The sequence below is a fragment of the Pseudorhodoferax aquiterrae genome (assembly GCF_014652235.1).
GTDB classification, from domain to species: Bacteria; Pseudomonadota; Gammaproteobacteria; order Burkholderiales; family Burkholderiaceae_C; genus Pseudorhodoferax; species Pseudorhodoferax aquiterrae.
The window spans coordinates 120,935-138,162 of record NZ_BMYK01000016.1 but is presented as its reverse complement, the minus strand read 5'-3'; the positions used below and the strand labels follow the sequence as shown (position 1 = coordinate 138,162).

Sequence of the window (17,228 nt, the reverse complement as noted above, 5' to 3'; positions counted from 1 at the left end):
AGCATCCTTTGCTCCTATCGCGCTTTCAAGACGACTTCGCCGGACGCTTACCATCGAAAGACCGCACGTGCGTGCCAACGTCGGCCCGCTGCACTTGTCGATGCTTTGGAGGATCTATGAAGACGAAACTTCGTTACCCGGCACTGCTGGGTGTTTGTCTCGCGTTGGCCGCCTGCGGGGGCGACGGCGACAAGTCAGCCGAGCCCACGCAGCCACCGATTGCCGCGACTCCGACCAAGAACGTGATTCTCTTCGTCGGGGACGGGATGGGGATCACGACGCAGACGGCCGCGCGCATCTACAAGGTCGGCGAGGACGGCGACCTGGCGATGGACAAACTTCCCGAGACGGCATTCGTCCACACCTATTCCGCGGACGGACAGGTGACCGACAGTGCGCCATCGATGGCCGCGTACGTGACCGGCGTGAAGATGAACAATGAAGTCATCTCGATGAGCGCAGACACTCGCGCGACCGACGCCTCCGGAAACGCCTACGAACGCAACTACGACAGCACCTGTCCGACCACAGGCAATGGGACGCCGGTGGAGACCTTGCTCGAGCAAATGCTTGCAGCGAATTACGGAACGGGCATCGTCTCGACGGCACGCATCACGCACGCGACTCCGGCGACCACGTACGCTCATGTTTGCCACCGCGATGCCGAGAACACCATCGCTGCAGCGCTTGTCCCGGGAGGTGCGGGCTACAACGACAAGCTTGGAAGCGGCATCGACGTCATCTTGGGCGGCGGCCGAAACTACTTCCTGCCGCGGTCTGTGCAGGGCGGCGTTCGCAACGACGGTCGGGACCTCGTCGCGGAGCTGAAGACCGCTCGCTACTCGTACGCATCCAACAAGGCGGAGTTCGATCGCCTGCCCGCCGATGGAACCAAGATCGCTGGCCTGTTCACGGGTAGTCACATGGCCTACGACCTCGATCGCAACCCGGAGCGGGAACCAAGCTTGGCCGAGATGACCGGAAAAGCGATCGACGCCCTTGCTGCGAAGAAGAAGGGATTCTTTCTGATGGTGGAAGGCGGCCGGATCGACCATGCGCTGCACGCTACGAACGCACGTCGCGCGTTGCAAGACACGGTCGCCTTCGACGATGCCATTGCGTTGGCTCTCCAAAAGATGGAGGTTGTGGATCCGGGTCTGAAGAACACGCTGGTCGTTGTGACCGCCGACCACGACCACACCTTGCAGATGAACGGCTACGCTCAACGCACCGGCCGGACCGAGCCAGGCAAGCCTGGTGTTCTTGGCGTGGTCAAGAACTACGTGGACGGCTCCGAGGCAACGGACGTGGATGGCAACAACTACACGATCCTGGGCTTCGGAAACGGGCCGAACCGTCCTGCCACGCGGACGTCCGTGGATGCCGCCACGCTTGAGAACCCTGACTACCTCCAAGAGACCGTGGTGCCCATGTCGGGTGAAACGCATGGCGGCGCCGACGTATTCCTGGGTGCCCAAGGCATGGGCGCGGAGAACTTCGTCGGGACGCTCGTGAACGACGAGGTGTACGGCCTCATCCGCAAGTCCGTGGGCTTCTGAAGTCCTTCATCCTTTTGAACAGATCATCAAGGAACACATGATGAGTCCCAACTTCCGCAAGTCCACGACCGCTCTCGCGCTCGTCGGTGCATTGGCAGGATTCGGCAGCACGGCGCATGCCGCGGGCGAAGCCAAGAACGTCATCTTCTTCTTGGGCGATGGCATGGGGCCGGTGACGGTCACCGCCGCGCGCATCTACAAGGGAGAGAAGCAGCTCGCCGCGACCCCAGGATCGCTTGCAAGCAGCGAACGCGCGAAGCTTGCAATGCAGACGCTTGGCACTGCGGCACGCATCAAGACTTTCTCACGCGACGGGCAGACCACCGACAGCGCGCCTTCCATGGCCGCGTACATGACCGGTGTCAAGATGAACAACGAGGTCATCTCCATGTCGGCCGAGACGTCAGCCTACCGGCCCGACGGCACTCAGTTCGTCAACGGCGAGAACAGCGCCTGCGCCGCCGGCAACGGCACGCCGGCCGTCACGCTGCTCGAGCTGTCCAAGGCCAAGGGGCGTTCGGTCGGCGCGGTGTCGACCACGCGGGTGACCCATGCCACGCCGGCGACCACGTTTGCGCACGTGTGCAACCGCAACGCCTACAACACGATCGCGGAGCAGGGCACGCCGGGTCACCCGAACTACAACACGGCACTTGGCACCGGCATCGACGTGCTGTTGGGCGGCGGGCTGCGCAACTACCAAACGCCCGATGTGAACCCCAGCAGCCGCCGCACCGACGGCGTCAACCTGATCTCGCTGATGCAGACGGCCGGGTACAGCGTCGCCACCACGGGAGGCCAATTGGCGGCCTTGGATGCGACCCGCACCGATCGCATCCTCGGCTTGTTCTCTCAGGCCGAGATGGCTTACGAACTGGATCGGGTGAACCAGAACCTCGATCAGCCGAGCTTGACGCAGATGACCGAGAAGGCGCTGGACGTGCTGAGCCGTAACAACAATGGCTTCTTCCTGATGGTGGAGGGCGGGCGAATCGATCACGCGCTGCATGGCAGCAACGCCAAGCGTGCACTGGAAGACACGCTTGCGTTCGACCAAGCTGTCGAAGCTGCGAAGGCGTACATGGAGCGCAAGGACCCCGGACTGGCGAACACGCTGATCGTCGTCACGGCAGACCATGATCACGCCATGGCGTTCAATGGCTACACGAAGATTGGCAACCCGATCCTAGGCAAGGTGGTGGACTACCAAAGTGGTCAGCTGGCCATGGCTGCAGATGGCAAGCCGTACACGACCCTCGTGTTCGGCAACGGCGGCCGTCCGACGGCGAGCGCCGGAAGTCAGGTCAACGCAGAGGATGGCAACAAGCCATGGACCGCTCCGCCGCGCGCGGCCGACCGTCAGGACCTGACCAACGTGGACACGACGCAGGACAACTTTCTCCAGGAAGTGGGGATCAATTTGGGCACGCCTGGTGCGGAAACCCACGGTGGCGGCGACGTGATGCTGTACTCCGGCGGGGCAGGCTCGAAGATCTTCAAGGGCACCATGGACAACACGCAGGTGTTTTCCAAGGTCAAGGAGGCAGCGGGTTTGTGATGCACAAGCGCACCCTCCTGTTGGCGGCAGTGGCCGCAGCCGCGGGTGCGCTGCCGCCTGCCGGGGCGCAGGCCCCGGCAGCGGCAGTCCACGATCCCGCCGTGCAACTTCTGCTCGAGTACGAAAGCCGATCGACCGGAGCTGACGGGGTCGAGCGCCAAAGTCGCCATGCCGATCGCATGTATCGCGCCGGTTCTCGCGTGTGGGTGGAGCGAGTCCTGCCGCAGGCGGTGCGTGACGAGCGCGTGCATGGGCATAGGCCTCAAGCCGGCCCTCACGCCGGGCATGCGCACGACGCGGCACGCGGCGCCCCTCTCTTGGTGGCGCGTGACGGGTCCGGTGGCGTGACGGTTCGGCTCGTTCTGCGTGGTGAGCGAAAGCTCATCGATGTGGATCGCGCGCATCATGGCAACGTCGGCTACGGCGGGTCCTGGGAGGCTACCTACTGGCTCATCGACCCACGTGCGTTGGAGCAAATGGAACGAATAGGCGCACAGACACGGGGTGTGCAACGCTACCGGGCAACCAACGGCGAGAGAACCACCGAGGTGGACTGGGACGTCAAGGGCCGTTACGTGCGCAGGCTCGAAACCCGCGATCCCCATGGGCTGTCCACGCAGCGCATGACCGCGAAAGCACAGCCACTGCCCTCAGCAATGCCGTGGGAGTCGGTCGCCGACTACGCTCAAGGCGACTATTCCGACCTGCTGGACTGATGCGTCGCATCAGGGAGCCCTTGCCCGCAAGAAGCACATGGCACGCACGTTCAGTCTGATCGTCATTGGACCAAGCTTGGAATGGACTCGAGAATCTTGCGGATGTAGTCGACGAGCGTGGAAAGCATCCACGCACCGGCTAGCGCGAGCACGAGGACAGCTGCCACCAACTTGGGGACGAACGACAACGTGGGTTCGTTGATCTGGGTCAGTGCCTGGAACACGCTCACCACGAACCCAACCGCGAGCATGATCAACAAAAGCGGCGCAGCCACCATCAGCATCATGACGAGCGCATCTTGGCCCACGGTGAACACAAACTGGGGGCTCATACGGTTCGGACGGACTCCATCGCTGCAACGGTAGATCGCCAAACCGCGGTTCCGTGGGCAGGTTCATGACGTTTGCGTCACTCTCGGGTAGCCCAGTTGGAAGGCAAAAAAAGCAGACCTGCATCTGCTGCAGATCTGCATCGTGGGGTGGGTGTCAGCGGCACAGGCCGCTGCTCCCATGCGATCAGAGGCTGGAGCCTCGGGTGGCTTCCGCGGGAGTCAGATAGACGCCGGAACTTGCGTGCTGCGCCGCACGCTGGGAGGCCACACCGAAACTGCGCAGATACTCGCCACGTTCGGCTTCCTGCAGAAAGTCGTTTGCGGCGGCGCGAGGGGCGGTAACTGCAGACGCCGTAGCGACCGCTTGCACCTGTTGGAGCTGCTCGCCGCGCACGGCTTCGACGGTGAACGCGTCCGCCGCGAATGCATGGGCAGAGGCGAGACCGGCGGTGGCGACAAGGATGGAGGCGAGGATCTTGCGAGACATGGATAACCTTTGTTGGTTTGAAAGGAGTGACGGTTGAGCCGGGTGGCTCCGACGCAACGAATGCGTTGTGTGTCACGGGACCTTCACTGTAGGTTTTGTCCGAAACCTGAAAAAGCCGTTGCGAGGCAAAGATGCGTTTCCGATCGAGCAACACTGTTGTAGACCGTTCAGGGGGGCTCGGCGCGACCCGCGCCCATAAGCCGAACATGACAGAAACGTAATTCGACAGTCGGGTTAGCTGTGCGATTCGCTTCCTAGACTTTGTTTCAGCGGGACGAGAGCACAATCACCACCAGAGAGCGTTTCGTCCAAGGCGGCCGACCGACGGCCGCCACCGCTGGATGGTTCTGCAGCGTGTCCATCTCTGGGGGCATGCCTGCGCACCAGTTGGAGTTTGGAACATGGGACTGTTGAGATCGCTGCTCGGTGGGGGCCACCACGGCAGCAACCGAGGGCATGGCCATGGTCACGTTGCACCTCCGTGCGATGCCGATCGCATGGGGAACTACGCGCCGCCGGCAGCCGCACACGGGGCCTCGGTTTGCCCCAGTTGCCGGACAACCAACGCCTCTTCTGCCCGTTTCTGCCAAAACTGCGGAGCCTCGTTCGCGCAGAAGGTGTGCGGCAAGTGCCGTGCGAATCTGGCTACGACGGCGAAGTTTTGCGCGGAGTGCGGGACAGCGGCGCCGTGAACGTACCTCCAACCGGGCAGTTCGCCAGTAGATCCACGCGGGCTTGACCGGACGAGATGATCGGCCTTCTCCAACGGTTTCATACCCAGCTGCCCCAGTGGGCAGATCGTTGGCTGGACAGTCTGATCGTGGCAGCACAGGTTGCTGGCATTGCATTGGCGGCTTGGTTGGCCATGCGCCTGGTGCGCCGCCTGACCACGCGTTTGGCCTTGCGCTACGCCTTGCCAGCCCAGGTCGTGGGACTGCCGCGGCGCGTGGTCAACTGCGCCATCGTAGCCGCAGGCATCCTGTGGTCCCTGGAGCGGATCGGTGTGTCTGGAAGCGTGGTGTGGTCGGCGTTCACAGGTTTTGTGACCGTCGGAGCGGTCGCCTTCTTCGCCGCCTGGAGCGTCCTGTCCAATCTATTTTGCACGCTCCTCATCTACATGACCGGTGCCTTTCGCATGGGCGACACGATCGAACTGCTAGAGACCGGCGACAAACCCGGATACAAGGGCCGAGTGGTCGACATCAACCTGGTCTACACCACGCTCCAGGACGTCGACGAAGGCGCTGCCAGAGCGGTGCTCCAGTTGCCGAACAGCCTCTTCTTCCAGCGGGTTCTGCGACGCTGGCGGTGAGACTGAATTTTTCTTGATCGGACAAAACCATGACCAACAAGTTGAAGCTCGACATTCCCATTCTTCTTCCGGATCTGCCGCAAGGCCCCGACGCCTGCGTTGCGCGCCTGATCGAGCAGCTCCAAGGTCGGCCTGGTGTGGACAAGGTGCATGTGGACGGCGCAAGCGAAAGTGCTCCTGCGCAGCTGTGCATCCATTTCGATCCGCAGGTGCTCCCGGTTGCACGCATCCGTGAACTTGCTCAGGCGGCCGGCGCGACCATCACACGCCGTTTCGGCCACCTCCACAGGAATTTCGATGGTCTTACCCATCAACGCAGGGCCGAAACCGTCACCGAACACCTGAAGGGCCTGCGTGGCGTCATCGAAGCCGGTGCCAGTCCGACGGGGTCTGTCGAGGTCGAATTCGACCGCGAGGTCACCTCGGAGGAAGCGATCTTGGCTTCTCTCAAGACGTTGGGGGTGACCGCGGTGGAGGAAAAGTCCGCAAGCGCACCCCAGGCCCACGCGCCTCACGATCACGCGCCGCACGACCATGGACCTGATGGCCATGCTCATACCGACGGCGACAAGGACCACGATCACGGCAAAGGCGGGGCCCACTCCCACGACCACGGCGGAATCTTTGGATCAAACACAGAGATGGTTTTTGCGCTCATCTGCGGCGCGTTGTTGGGCGCGGGGGTGGCGATCGAGAAGCTGGTGACCGGCGCACCTTCATGGGCACCGCTGGCTTGCTTCATCGCCGCGTACTTCTTCGGCGGCTTCTACACGCTGCGCGAAGCCATCGACAACATCCGGCTCAAGCGCTTTGAGATCGACACGTTGATGCTGGTCGCTGCTGCCGGTGCCGCAGCGCTTGGCTCGTGGGCCGAGGGGGCGCTGCTGCTGTTCCTGTTCAGCCTTGGGCACGCGCTGGAAAACTACGCCATGGGGCGTGCCAAGCGAGCGATCGAGGCACTCGCAGAACTGGCACCGGAGACGGCGACAGTACGGCGCGGAGACCGGACCGAGGAAGTCGCTGTAGAGGCCCTTGTGGTGGGCGACACGGTGCTCGTCAAGCCGAACGAGCGCATCCCTGCGGACGGCTTCCTCACGAAAGGCAACACCAGCATCAACCAAGCCCCGGTGACGGGGGAGAGCATCCCGGTCGACAAGCGGCCAGTCGCCGACCTGGAAGCGGCGCGAGCGCGTCCTGACACCGTGGAGGCCGCCTCGCGCGCCTTCTCCGGCACGATCAACGGAGCCGGTTCGATCGAGATCGAAGTCACGCGCAAGGCAACCGATTCGACGTTGGCCCGAGTGGTCAAGATGGTGAGCGAGGCAGAAACGCGCAAGTCGCCGACGCAGCGCTTCACCGACAAGTTCGAACGCATTTTCGTCCCCGCCGTCCTTGCGCTGTCGTTCATCCTGCTGTTCGCATGGGTGGTGGTCGACGAGCCGTTCCGCGACAGCTTCTACCGAGCCATGGCCGTGCTGGTGGCTGCAAGTCCTTGCGCCTTGGCCATTGCCACGCCCAGCGCGGTGCTGTCCGGCATTGCCCGTGCGGCGCGAAGCGGCGTGCTCATCAAAGGTGGCGCTCCGTTGGAAGAGCTGGGATCGTTGAACGCCATGGCGTTCGACAAGACCGGCACGCTGACGGAAGGCCGACCCCGCATCACCGACGTGATCCCAGTCGATGCCGCGAGCGAACGTGAGCTGCTCGAAGTTGCCGTTGCGGTCGAGTCGCTGAGCGATCACCCTCTGGCTGCGGCGATCGCTCGCGACGGTCGCGAGCGACTCGGTGCTCAGCCGATTCCGGACGCTTCAGGACTCAACAACCTCATAGGGCGCGGCGTCACCGCGCAGCTTGGGTCGGATACCGTCTGGATCGGGAAGGCTGAGATGTTCGGAGTGGACGGCGTCGAACCGTTGGGAGCCGAAGCTGCGGCTGCCATCGATCGTCTGCGCGAAGCCGGTCGCACCACCATGGTCGTTCGCCGCGGCACCCGTGACCTCGGCGCCATCGGCCTCTTGGATACGCCTCGCGAGGGCGCACGCGAGACGCTGGAGCAACTGCGCGAGCTTGGCATCAAGCGGATGATCATGATTTCAGGCGACCACAAAAAGGTCGCCGACGCCGTCGCCAAAGACGTGGGCCTGGACGAGGCATGGGGCGACCTCATGCCTGAGGACAAGGTCCAATCCATCCGAAAATTGCGCGACCAAACCAAGGTCGCTATGGTCGGCGACGGAGTCAACGATGCTCCGGCCATGGCGAACGCCACCGTGGGCATCGCCATGGGCGCGGCCGGATCGGACGTCGCCCTTGAGACGGCCGACGTTGCGCTCATGGCCGACGATCTGCGCCGACTGCCGTTCGCCGTGGGCCTGAGCCGCCATACCCGGTCGGTGATCCGCCAGAACGTGTTCGTGAGCCTTGGCATCGTCGCTGTCCTGGTTCCTGCGACGATCATGGGTCTTGGGATCGGTGCAGCAGTGGCAGTGCACGAGGGCTCAACGTTGCTGGTCGTGTTCAACGCATTGCGGCTGCTCGCCTACCGCGAGCCCAAGAGCAAGACGTGAGCTTTCGCGACGGCAGCGCCCCTGCCGAGCTTCTGAGCGTGCAAGCGCCGCGGTTTGCCATGGTCGGCGCGCTTGCAACCGCCGTGCATTACGTGCTTGCGGTCGCATGCGTCCGGTTCCTTGGGGCGGACCCCATGTGGGCGAACGGGATCGGTTGGGCCGCGGCCGTCTGCGTTTCGTTCGTCGGCCATCTGAAGGTGACATTTCCAGCTTCGCAGGTTCCCCTTGGCCGTTCGGTCGCGCGTTTCGCCGCGCTTTCCGGCGGCCTCTTCCTTTCCAACACGGTCGCGTACGCAGTCTTGCTTCAAGCCGACCTCATGCCCTACCACGTCGCGTTGGCTCTCGTTTTGGCCGTCCAGGCAGCGGCAAGCTTTGCCGTTTGCAGGGCTTGGGCATTCAGGAGCAAGCACCACACCGATCGATTTGGCATTCGGAAGCCTTAAGCCAAGTCCAGCGGATGCACCCCTGGTAGCCAAGAGCGAAAGTCGTCCTCAGACAGGATGTGCCGGAAACCTGAGGGCGTGACCATGAGAACACCCGCCCGGCCGGTCGTCGGCTCGGCGGCGCCGTCCCACAGACGAAGCGCGGCCACGTCGGCCACGAGCCTGTCAAGTTGCTGCGTGTCCTCCATCGCTACCACCAGCGGGTCGAAGCCCGCTGCGGCAATTTCGTTCTCCAACGGCAATGGCACGGCTGCGCCTGGCGCAAGGTAGATCGCCATCATCCGCCCACCGAGCCGATCGTTGATGCCCTGTTGCCGCTCGTAGGCCGCGTCAGGCTGCGGTCCGGGGGCGCTCGACTCGATCGAGAAGCCTCCACCCTCGTTGAGTTCGAGCAGCCATGGCATGGGTGGATTGGCACTGAAGCGGCCAACCACAGTACGCCCCGGGCGGAACGATTCGGCCACCGACCGTTGAAACTGATGCAGGAGGTCCCAAAAGCAAACGGCGATCTGAATGGCTTGGAACAGTTGGTCGAACGACACCACGTCGGGACGTCCACCGTTGCGGCGGCGGATCCGTAGTCCGTCGGCGCCGATCACGTAATCCGCGTGGGCGATGGCGTTTCTGACGTCGTCTCGAAACGTGACCGCGAGAAGCTCCGACAGCTTAGGCATACCGATCGCGAGCGAAGTGGCCGACAAACGCCGGAACATGGCGTTCGCGTTGGGGCCGATCACTGCTGCGGGTGCCTGCCGAACGCGCACCATGTCCTGGAACGGCCAACTGCTGTAGGCCTTCAGTTGGGCAACCTGCAGGACGTTCAGGAGACCTTCGTACACACCGCCGGCTTCCGCCAGGTGGGCGTACAAGCACAACAATTGCCGCAGGTCGGACCTGGATAGCGGCTCAGGCCTGGATCCTAGCGCCTTCAGTTCATCCGCGACTTCATGAGCGGTCTGCATGGTGTTCCATCCGGGGTCTTGGGCTCCTCGAAATTCACCCCACGTGGCCGCTGCAGTGTCGATTTCGTTGATGGACTTCGCGTAGTGAAACAGGTAGCTGAGTTGCGCGTTCAAAGACCTTGCGTAGTCGAGCGGAAGCATGACGCACTTGCTCAAATTCGGGTGGACCGCAAGCCACCCACGCTTCCCGCGAGCCGCGTGGGTTCGGATGCAGCAGCACCTGCCATCGGCAACCTGCGTCTTAACAAATATGTCATCTTCATGTTCCCTAAAAAGAACTTTCGATTCCGAGACTGGGGTCAAGCGCGATGTTGCGCTGGCATCCCGAAAGGAATTTCATGTCGTTCAACCGCATTGCACTTCTCACCCTCACCGGCGTCATGGCAATTGCCGCTCAAGCACAGGCGGCACAGCAAGGGCCGCTGACCCGTGAGCAGGTGCGCGCCGAATACTTTGCTGCACGCAGCGAAGGCCGTCTGCTGCCGAATGGCGAGAACGGGAACATCGATCAGACGGCGGGCATGAAGAGCACCGTCACGCGTGCGCAAGTGCTTGGTGAGCTGGCGCGCAGTGGACCAGCGCCCACCGGCGAGGTGGCCGATTCTGACATCCAGCGCAAGGCTCTCAGCCTGCGTACCCGGGCGGCAGTGCATGCCGAGGCTGTCGAAGTCGTTCGCTCTGGCGTTCGGCGCGACGGTGAAGTCGGCCCGCAATGAGGCTCAAAGGTTGAAGCAGTTCCACCCGCTGGAGTGGTGGGCGATTTAGGCACCATCGAGCCCGTCCGTTCAGGGCGGGACAGCGGTTCCGCCTGCCACGCACGCGGTCCGTATTCGTCGGCGTTTGGGCCTGATTCGGCCGCAGCGCTTTGGGGCTTCCACCGGCACCCCGCGACAACTAAAGCGCCCGTGGCGGTACCTTGGTCATAGCGACTCGCTCGCACTAGCCAAGCTTGAAGACTACTCCCACGAGCGCGCGGGAATCCGCCAGATGCAGGCCGACCATACCTGTGTGAGCTGCGGACATACCAAACCGACGGACGTGCTTCCCAGCAAGCGTCAGATGATCGAAGCGTGCAAGCCCTGACAAGTGAGCGCGAACGTAGCGACGCAGACGGTGCAAAAGCGCGCGCCGGGGTTGCACACTCCACTTCGCCAAGCCAAGATGCAGGTGAGGTGCGCATGCCGCGGGATCTGACCTGACGAAGTCAGGCAGGTTCAAATGGCACCGAGCGGCCGAATGCGGTCGCTGCGCCGTGAAACCGAAGGTCCTCCAACCGGACACGCGTAGCGCACAACCCCCGGCTGGCTCCCACGCGCAATTGGAAGAAAACCTCATGACCGACACCTCCGACTCTGTGCTCTCTTCCGCATCGACGGAGGCCGCATTGTTGGAGCGGATCGTGCTGCAGGAGCGGCGCGTCCTCGACGCGCTCGCGCCCTATGACGCCAAGTGGGCCACGCTCGCCTGGCTCGACAACCTGCGCACGATCGAGGAGTGCATCAATCTGCAGACCGTCGACTGGGACGACGAGGCGTTTGAGCGGCAACTGTTCGGGATGCCCGTCGCCGGCTTGGTCCACGAGCTGTCGCCCTTGCTTGCCGTCCACGCATCTCTCACGGTGCGCTTCAGTGAGCCGTTCGCCAATCGGTTCCGGCAGCTGCTGTTGCAATGCGTGTGCATGGTCAGGGCGTTCCAGCTGCATGGGGCGGCCGATGTGATCGGGAGCCTACCCACGCTCGCAGGGTTGATCGACTATCTGCAGTCGAGGCGCCGCCATTTCGTGGCCCTGTTGCATGTGCTGCCGATGGCATGCCGTGGCACGACCCGCATCATGCCCATCGAGGCGCTGACGGTGATGCTGCCGATCGTGGAGTTCACCGGCATCCCGTTGTACAGCGCACAGGGCGGGTTGATGGTGAGGCTGGCGCGCGACAGCCTGGGGCTGCCCGTCCAAAGCGGCGTGGAGCTTCCGCTACTCGACGCGGGCTTCCTGGAGCCGGAGCGGTCCCGCATCGACGAGATGCGCTGGCCGGACGCGGGCTACAGGCACTTCCACACGCTGAGGGAAGGGTTGCAGCCGGACCGCATCTTCTCTGCTGCGGAGTTGCGCAACGACATCGCGGCGATCGAGGCGGCCTATGCCGAGTTCGATCTGGCCGGCAGTGACTTTGCGATCGCCGCCGGATTGGTCCGCAGGCTGTCGCGCCAGTGCGTCGTCCGCGACTTTTGGGTCGAGGTCAAGCCCGACGCGTTCTCGGCGATGCTAGATGCGGCACGAGCGCCTGCCGCTCTGCGCCAGGCACTCGTGCAGCCCGTGTCGAGCTACCTTGAAGGGCTCTCCAGCTATGCGCCGATAGTGCAAGTGGAAGGAATGTTGCGCTCCACGGTCACGCTGCTGAGCCGCTTCATCTACAACTGGCGCGCGCGCACGCTGGATGGGCGCAAGCGCTACCAGATTCGCACCGGTTTCATCTTCGAAGCCGTGGTCAAGGACAGGCTCGGTGCGCAGGGGTTCGCTGTCCAAGACATCAAACGCATCAACCGGCGCGAGTTCGACGTGGTGACCGTGCGGGACGGTGTCATCTGGAATGTTCAATGCAAGAACAACTTCGTGGACTTGTCCACGGTCGATGCCGATGCCCATCGGTACGCGCGCTACAACCGGGCGCTGGTGACTTCGTATGAGAAAGCGCTCGACAAAGATCGCCGCCGAGAGCATCTCCTGCTGGACAAGCTCTCGCTTGACAACGTCCAGCACGTGGTGGTCGCGCGCTTTCCGGTAGTCAGCGACAACCCTCGAATCGTTCCATTCAGCCGGCTCGATGGCTTCAACGCCGTGGCTCAGGCGTTGCTGGCACAGACCGCGTCGGCCTGAAGGCAGCGGTACAGCCGCCGCGGCGCAGGCGGGACCTTCCGGACCTGAGGGCCGTCGGCTGGCGCCCGAAAATTCGGATCAACCTGGCGCGTTGGCACGGCAACATCGGATCACCAACGCCAGAGTTTCGTAACTTCAACAGTTATGTAAGATGGCTCGACTTGATCTTTGGGTGCTTCAATGGAACACGATTCCTCTCCCTTCGCAGATCCTGGAGTTGTTTCGAGCTATGCGGAAAACGCTTTGCTCAAGGTCCCAGGCCTGTACGACGTGCATCGAATGGCAACGCTTTTGCTCGCGGAGCGGGCGCCGGACCGAGCTGAGATGCTTGTCGTTGGCGCTGGAGGTGGGCTAGAGCTTGTGGCGATGGCCCAGGCACGGCCTGGATGGAAATTCTTTGGAGTCGACCCCTCTGCACCGATGCTCGACCTTGCGCGGCAAGCCACCGTTGCTGTCTCAGGGCGTGTCCACCTCGTGGTGGGGACCGTCGATCAAGCCCCGAAGAGGCTTTTCGACGGCGCCACATGCTTGCTTGTCTTGCATTTTCTCGACCGAGGCGAGCGGCTTCGGACGTTGGAACGCATCCTGTGTCGCCTCAAACCGGGAGCGAGACTTGTGGTCGCCCATCACGCGCCCCCAGGCGAGCGTCGCGAAGGGTGGATGGCGCGGTCGGTAGTATTCGGAGACCGGGCCGCAAACGATGTTGAGCGGGCGGAGGCGACGGGGAAGTTCATGTCGGCGCGCATGCCACTCATGACCCCCAACGAAGAAGAGGGTTTGCTTCGGCTGGCGGGCTTCGTCGATGTCGAACTCTTCTACGCGGCGCTTTCATTCCGGGGCTGGATCGCCACAGCTCCTGGCAACTGACCCCTCGCGCCATTGTCAAGCCCGCTCTGGCGCAGCGTCGGCCTGGCGTCCCAGCACCCTCGATTCCAAGAGCGCCCGGGCTCGGCACCCCCTTGGTCGCCGCTCGGCCCGGTAGATCGCCAACCGGCTGGAGAGCCCCGTGGCTCGACGACAGCCCCCTGGCCCGTGCCCTGACACGAAAACGTCACGATTTCGCCCGCTTATGTCCAACGTTGCACGTCCTTCGCACTGAAACTGGACGCACGGTGGCCGCTCGGCTGTCGCATGAAGGGGGTGGCAGATGGACAGTCGACGCGGCTTCTTGTCGGGATTTGGCGGGATGGCGGTAGCTTCTGCGCTGGGTGGCTTCCTGCCCGGCGCGCGGGCCGAAGCCGTGGCGCGCCTGCTGGTTGGGTTCCCACCGGGCGCCACCGGCGACCGCATCGCCCGCGCCGTGGCCCCGGTGCTGGCCACGAACCTGGGCGCCTCCGTGATCGTCGACAACAAGGCAGGCGCAGCCGGTCAGCTGGCCATCGAACTCGTCAAGAATGCGCCTGCAGACGGAAGCCAGCTGCTTCAAACCATCGGCTCGTCGATGGTCATCTACCCCCACACTTACAAGGCCTTGCGCTACCGCCCGTTCGAAGACTTTGTGCCGGTGGGCACCGTCGCGACCGTTCCCATTGTGCTGGTCGCCTCCACGACCACGCCTGCAAAGACTATGGCCGAGGCCGTGGCGCTGCTCAAGCGCGAAAAAAGATACGGGTTCTTCGGCACACCCGCCGCCGGCAGCGTGTTCCATTTCTCGGGCGTGCTGCTGCAACGCGCGATGCAGGTGAGCTTCGACCATGTGCCCTACAAAGGCTCTGCGCCGCTGCTGCAGGATGTGTTGTCCGGGCAAGTTCCGTTTGGCTTCATGGCGCAGAGCGACATCCTGGAGCACTATCGGGCGGGCAAGCTGCAGATCCTGGCCGTGACCGGGACATCGCGCACATCGCAGCTGCCGGAGGTGCCGGCATTTCCCGAACTTGGCTACAACCAGATCGTGAACCGCGAGTGGTTCTCGTACTTTCTGGCCGCCGGCACGCCCGCTGACACGGTGGCACGGTTTCGCAGCGCCGTGCGCAAGACGGTCGCGTCGGACGAGGTGCGCAAGAAGCTGCTGGACGCCGGCCTGGAGATGTCCGATGGCGACTTCACCACGCTCGCGGCCACCATGCACAAGGAGCACGCCCAATGGCAAGGGATCGTCAAGGACATCGGCTTTGTCGCGGACTGAGATGGCAACCGTTGGTATGACGCCGATCCTGCGCACGCGGGAAGTCGGCATCGTCGTCTTCGACGACGTCTTGCTGCTCGACCTGGCGGGGCCGGGCGATGTGTTCGGGCGGGCCAACTTCCTGCTCAACCGTGAGAGCGAGTCCGACCGCTACCGCGTGACGGCCTTGTCCACCTTCGGCGGCGAAGTCCACGCCTCCTGCGGCCTGCGCCTGCAGACAGCACCGCTGCCCGCGCCGGACATCTGCGCCTTCGACACCGTGCTGGTGGCCGGCGGCCCCGGGGTGCTGAAAGCCCGGCACGATGTTCCGTTGCAGAACTGGCTGCGAGCGGTGCAGCCGCGCGTCAACCGGCTCGGTTCCGTCTGCACTGGGGCCTACGTCCTGGCCGAGGCCGGCATGCTGTGCGGCAAGACAACCACCACGCACTGGAACCACGCCACCGAGTTCGCCAAGCGCTATCCGGACGTTCGGCTCAACATCGACGCGATGCACGTGCGCGACGGCAATCTGTTCTCGTCCGCTGGCGCCACCGCGGGCATCGACCTGGCACTGAGCCTGGTCGACGAAGACTTCGGCCGCGACCTAGCGCTGGCGATCGCGCGCGAACTCGTGGTCTTCCGGGTACGCTCCGCCGGCCAGACGCAGTACAGCACAGCCTTGGCCTCCTATGGCACAGCGTCGGACCGGATGCGCAAGGCCACCGACTTCATCATGGGCCAACTGGAGGCTGGCGTGACGGCCGAGCAGGTGGCCGCCCATGTCTGCTTGAGCACGCGGCAGCTGACGCGCAGATTCAAGGAGGCTTTCGGGATGTCGCCGGCCCAGTACATCGGCGCAGCACAGGTCGAACTGGCCCGCGAGCTGTTGTCCGGCACCGACCAGCCCCTGGAAAAGATCGCCTTGCGCTGCGGCTTTTCCGGCCGCCAGCAACTGACACGCGTTTTCACCAAGGTGCTGGACATGACGCCCGGCGCATTCCGCGCGCGTTTCAACAACGACTGACCAACGCCTTCAACCATGACGCAGACCAAGACCACCCGCATCGGCATGCTCGTGTTTCCCAAGATCACGGCGCTCGACATCCTCGGCCCATTCGAGGTCCTCGCCCGAACGCCAAACTGCAGCGCGCAGCTGGTGTGGAAGGACACATCGCCTGTGCATGGCGATACCGGCCTGCGCCTGCTGCCCGACGTGGACTTCGCCAACGCGCCCCAGTTCGACGTCGTCGTCGTGCCGGGCGGCCCGGGCCAGACCGACCTGATGGAGGACGAGGAGGTCCTGCGCTTCCTGAGGACCCAGGCCGCGGGCGCACAACTGGTCACCTCGATCTGCACCGGCTCGCTGTTGCTGGCAGCTGCCGGCCTGTTGACCGGATACAAGTCGACCTGCCACTGGCTGTCGATGGACCAGTTGGAGCAGTTCGGTGTGCAGACCGTGCCGGAACGCGTCGTGGTCGACCGCAACCGCATCACGGGAGCGGGCGTGACCTCTGGCCTGGATTTCGCATTCACCGTGGTGGCCACCTTGCGTGGGGAGGATGTCGCCAAGTCGATCCAACTCATGATGGAGTACGACCCGGCGCCACCGTTCGAGAGCGGTCACCCCCGCGTTGCAGCACCCGCGCTGGTGGAGCAGGTGCGGGCGTCGGCGTCGGCGATGCTTGACCGTCGGCGCGCGGTGTCGTCGCGCGTGGCGCAGCAACTCAAGGCCAGCAGCCGCTGAGTACTTTCCCGCGAACGGTGAAGGCATGTAGCCATGCGGGCGCCTTGGGCAAATTGCCCAAGGCGTGGCCACGAGGACGGGAACCTTCAGCACGTACCATCGCCTTCAATGCATTCCTTGCGCCGCTCAACTACGCTGGCCCGTACGGTCCTGCTCTGGTTCGTGCTCGCGCTGGGCGTGGCCATCGCCGCCCCTGTGGTTCAGCCCCAGGCCATGGAGCTGATCTGCACGGCCAGCGGAGGCGCCAAGCTGGTCGTCCTCGGCGAAGATGGTGACCAGGACATCGTGGTCAGCCACCATTCCATCGAATGTCCGATGTGCCTGGCCGTGACGCTGCCGCCGGCACCGCAGACGCCGCGTGACGAGCCAGTGCAGCCCTTGGCTCATGCCCTGCAGCCCGTCGTCGCCGCCCACATCGCGGCGCTCGTTGGTGCACCACTGCCGCCACGCGGCCCGCCCTCCATCTCCTGATCCGTCGCTCAAGTGCAGTGCCCTGTCGGCCTGCGCTGCGTTGCGCCACGCGACCCGATGCGTGCCGCGGCGTCGAGGCCTTGCGCGGTCTGCGCACGGCC

General features: G+C 63.9%; 17 protein-coding genes. 14 read left to right on the top strand and 3 right to left on the bottom strand.

Annotated elements, in window-relative coordinates:
• Window positions 1-116 precede the first annotated feature (116 nt).
• From IE209_RS21830 to IE209_RS21820, 3 genes are read left to right on the top strand one after another with little or no spacing between them, the layout of a single operon-like run.
• Window positions 117-1,559 carry an alkaline phosphatase gene (locus tag IE209_RS21830; RefSeq protein WP_189689018.1) on the top strand — a complete coding sequence of 481 codons (1,443 nt, stop codon included), beginning with the start codon at window positions 117-119 and terminating at the stop codon, window positions 1,557-1,559.
• Between the two features lie 37 nt (window positions 1,560-1,596).
• Window positions 1,597-3,117 (top strand): alkaline phosphatase, encoded by a 1,521-nt coding sequence (locus IE209_RS21825; RefSeq protein ID WP_444544356.1) that lies wholly within the window; start codon window positions 1,597-1,599, stop codon window positions 3,115-3,117.
• Window positions 3,117-3,833: a hypothetical protein gene (locus tag IE209_RS21820; RefSeq protein ID WP_189689016.1), complete on the top strand. Its 717-nt coding sequence runs from the start codon at window positions 3,117-3,119 to the stop codon at window positions 3,831-3,833. The genes IE209_RS21825 and IE209_RS21820 overlap by 1 nt, the downstream gene beginning before the upstream one ends.
• Before the next feature lie 62 nt (window positions 3,834-3,895).
• Here IE209_RS21820 and fliQ read toward each other — a convergent pair whose 3' ends face one another.
• Together fliQ and IE209_RS21810 are read right to left on the bottom strand one after the other, a co-directional pair.
• A complete protein-coding gene (gene fliQ / locus IE209_RS21815) occupies window positions 3,896-4,165 on the bottom strand; it encodes a flagellar biosynthesis protein FliQ (protein ID WP_189689015.1) in 270 nt (89 codons plus the stop codon).
• Window positions 4,166-4,349: 184 nt separating this feature from the next.
• The gene (locus IE209_RS21810; RefSeq protein ID WP_189689014.1) at window positions 4,350-4,652 is read right to left on the bottom strand and encodes a hypothetical protein; all 303 of its coding nucleotides are present in this window, start codon (window positions 4,650-4,652) and stop codon (window positions 4,350-4,352) included.
• A 341-nt stretch (window positions 4,653-4,993) separates the two neighbouring features.
• Between IE209_RS21810 and IE209_RS34450 the strand changes: the two genes are divergently transcribed.
• From IE209_RS34450 to IE209_RS21790, 4 genes are read left to right on the top strand one after another with little or no spacing between them, the layout of a single operon-like run.
• The gene (locus IE209_RS34450) at window positions 4,994-5,344 is read left to right on the top strand and encodes a zinc-ribbon domain-containing protein (RefSeq protein WP_373305398.1); all 351 of its coding nucleotides are present in this window, start codon (window positions 4,994-4,996) and stop codon (window positions 5,342-5,344) included.
• A 56-nt stretch (window positions 5,345-5,400) separates the two neighbouring features.
• Complete coding sequence (locus tag IE209_RS21800; RefSeq protein ID WP_189689012.1) at window positions 5,401-5,964, top strand: mechanosensitive ion channel family protein; 564 nt, start codon at window positions 5,401-5,403, stop codon at window positions 5,962-5,964.
• 29 nt (window positions 5,965-5,993) lie between these two features.
• Window positions 5,994-8,528, top strand: coding sequence for a heavy metal translocating P-type ATPase (locus IE209_RS21795; protein WP_189689011.1), 2,535 nt, complete (start codon window positions 5,994-5,996; stop codon window positions 8,526-8,528).
• Window positions 8,525-8,971, top strand: a complete 447-nt coding sequence (locus IE209_RS21790; protein WP_189689010.1) for a GtrA family protein — start codon at window positions 8,525-8,527, stop codon at window positions 8,969-8,971. The genes IE209_RS21795 and IE209_RS21790 overlap by 4 nt, the downstream gene beginning before the upstream one ends.
• Here IE209_RS21790 and IE209_RS21785 read toward each other — a convergent pair.
• Entirely contained in the window at window positions 8,968-10,074 is a 1,107-nt protein-coding gene (locus tag IE209_RS21785; protein ID WP_189689009.1) for a hypothetical protein, read from the bottom strand. The genes IE209_RS21790 and IE209_RS21785 overlap by 4 nt on opposite strands.
• Before the next feature lie 197 nt (window positions 10,075-10,271).
• On the opposite strand from IE209_RS21785, the gene IE209_RS21780 reads away from it, so the two are divergent.
• From IE209_RS21780 to IE209_RS21750, 7 genes are all read left to right on the top strand, one after another.
• Window positions 10,272-10,649 carry a DUF4148 domain-containing protein gene (locus IE209_RS21780; protein WP_189689008.1) on the top strand — a complete coding sequence of 126 codons (378 nt, stop codon included), beginning with the start codon at window positions 10,272-10,274 and terminating at the stop codon, window positions 10,647-10,649.
• 617 nt (window positions 10,650-11,266) lie between these two features.
• Window positions 11,267-12,808, top strand: a complete 1,542-nt coding sequence (locus tag IE209_RS21775; protein ID WP_189689007.1) for a hypothetical protein — start codon at window positions 11,267-11,269, stop codon at window positions 12,806-12,808.
• Between the two features lie 180 nt (window positions 12,809-12,988).
• Window positions 12,989-13,675, top strand: coding sequence for a class I SAM-dependent methyltransferase (locus IE209_RS21770; protein ID WP_189689006.1), 687 nt, complete (start codon window positions 12,989-12,991; stop codon window positions 13,673-13,675).
• Between the two features lie 280 nt (window positions 13,676-13,955).
• Entirely contained in the window at window positions 13,956-14,933 is a 978-nt protein-coding gene (locus IE209_RS21765; RefSeq protein ID WP_189689005.1) for a tripartite tricarboxylate transporter substrate-binding protein, read from the top strand.
• 1 nt (window position 14,934) lies between these two features.
• Window positions 14,935-15,936, top strand: a complete 1,002-nt coding sequence (locus IE209_RS21760; protein ID WP_189689004.1) for a GlxA family transcriptional regulator — start codon at window positions 14,935-14,937, stop codon at window positions 15,934-15,936.
• 15 nt (window positions 15,937-15,951) lie between these two features.
• A complete protein-coding gene (locus IE209_RS21755; protein ID WP_189689003.1) occupies window positions 15,952-16,656 on the top strand; it encodes a DJ-1/PfpI family protein in 705 nt (234 codons plus the stop codon).
• A 108-nt stretch (window positions 16,657-16,764) separates the two neighbouring features.
• Complete coding sequence (locus IE209_RS21750; RefSeq protein WP_189689002.1) at window positions 16,765-17,127, top strand: DUF2946 family protein; 363 nt, start codon at window positions 16,765-16,767, stop codon at window positions 17,125-17,127.
• Window positions 17,128-17,228 lie beyond the last annotated feature (101 nt).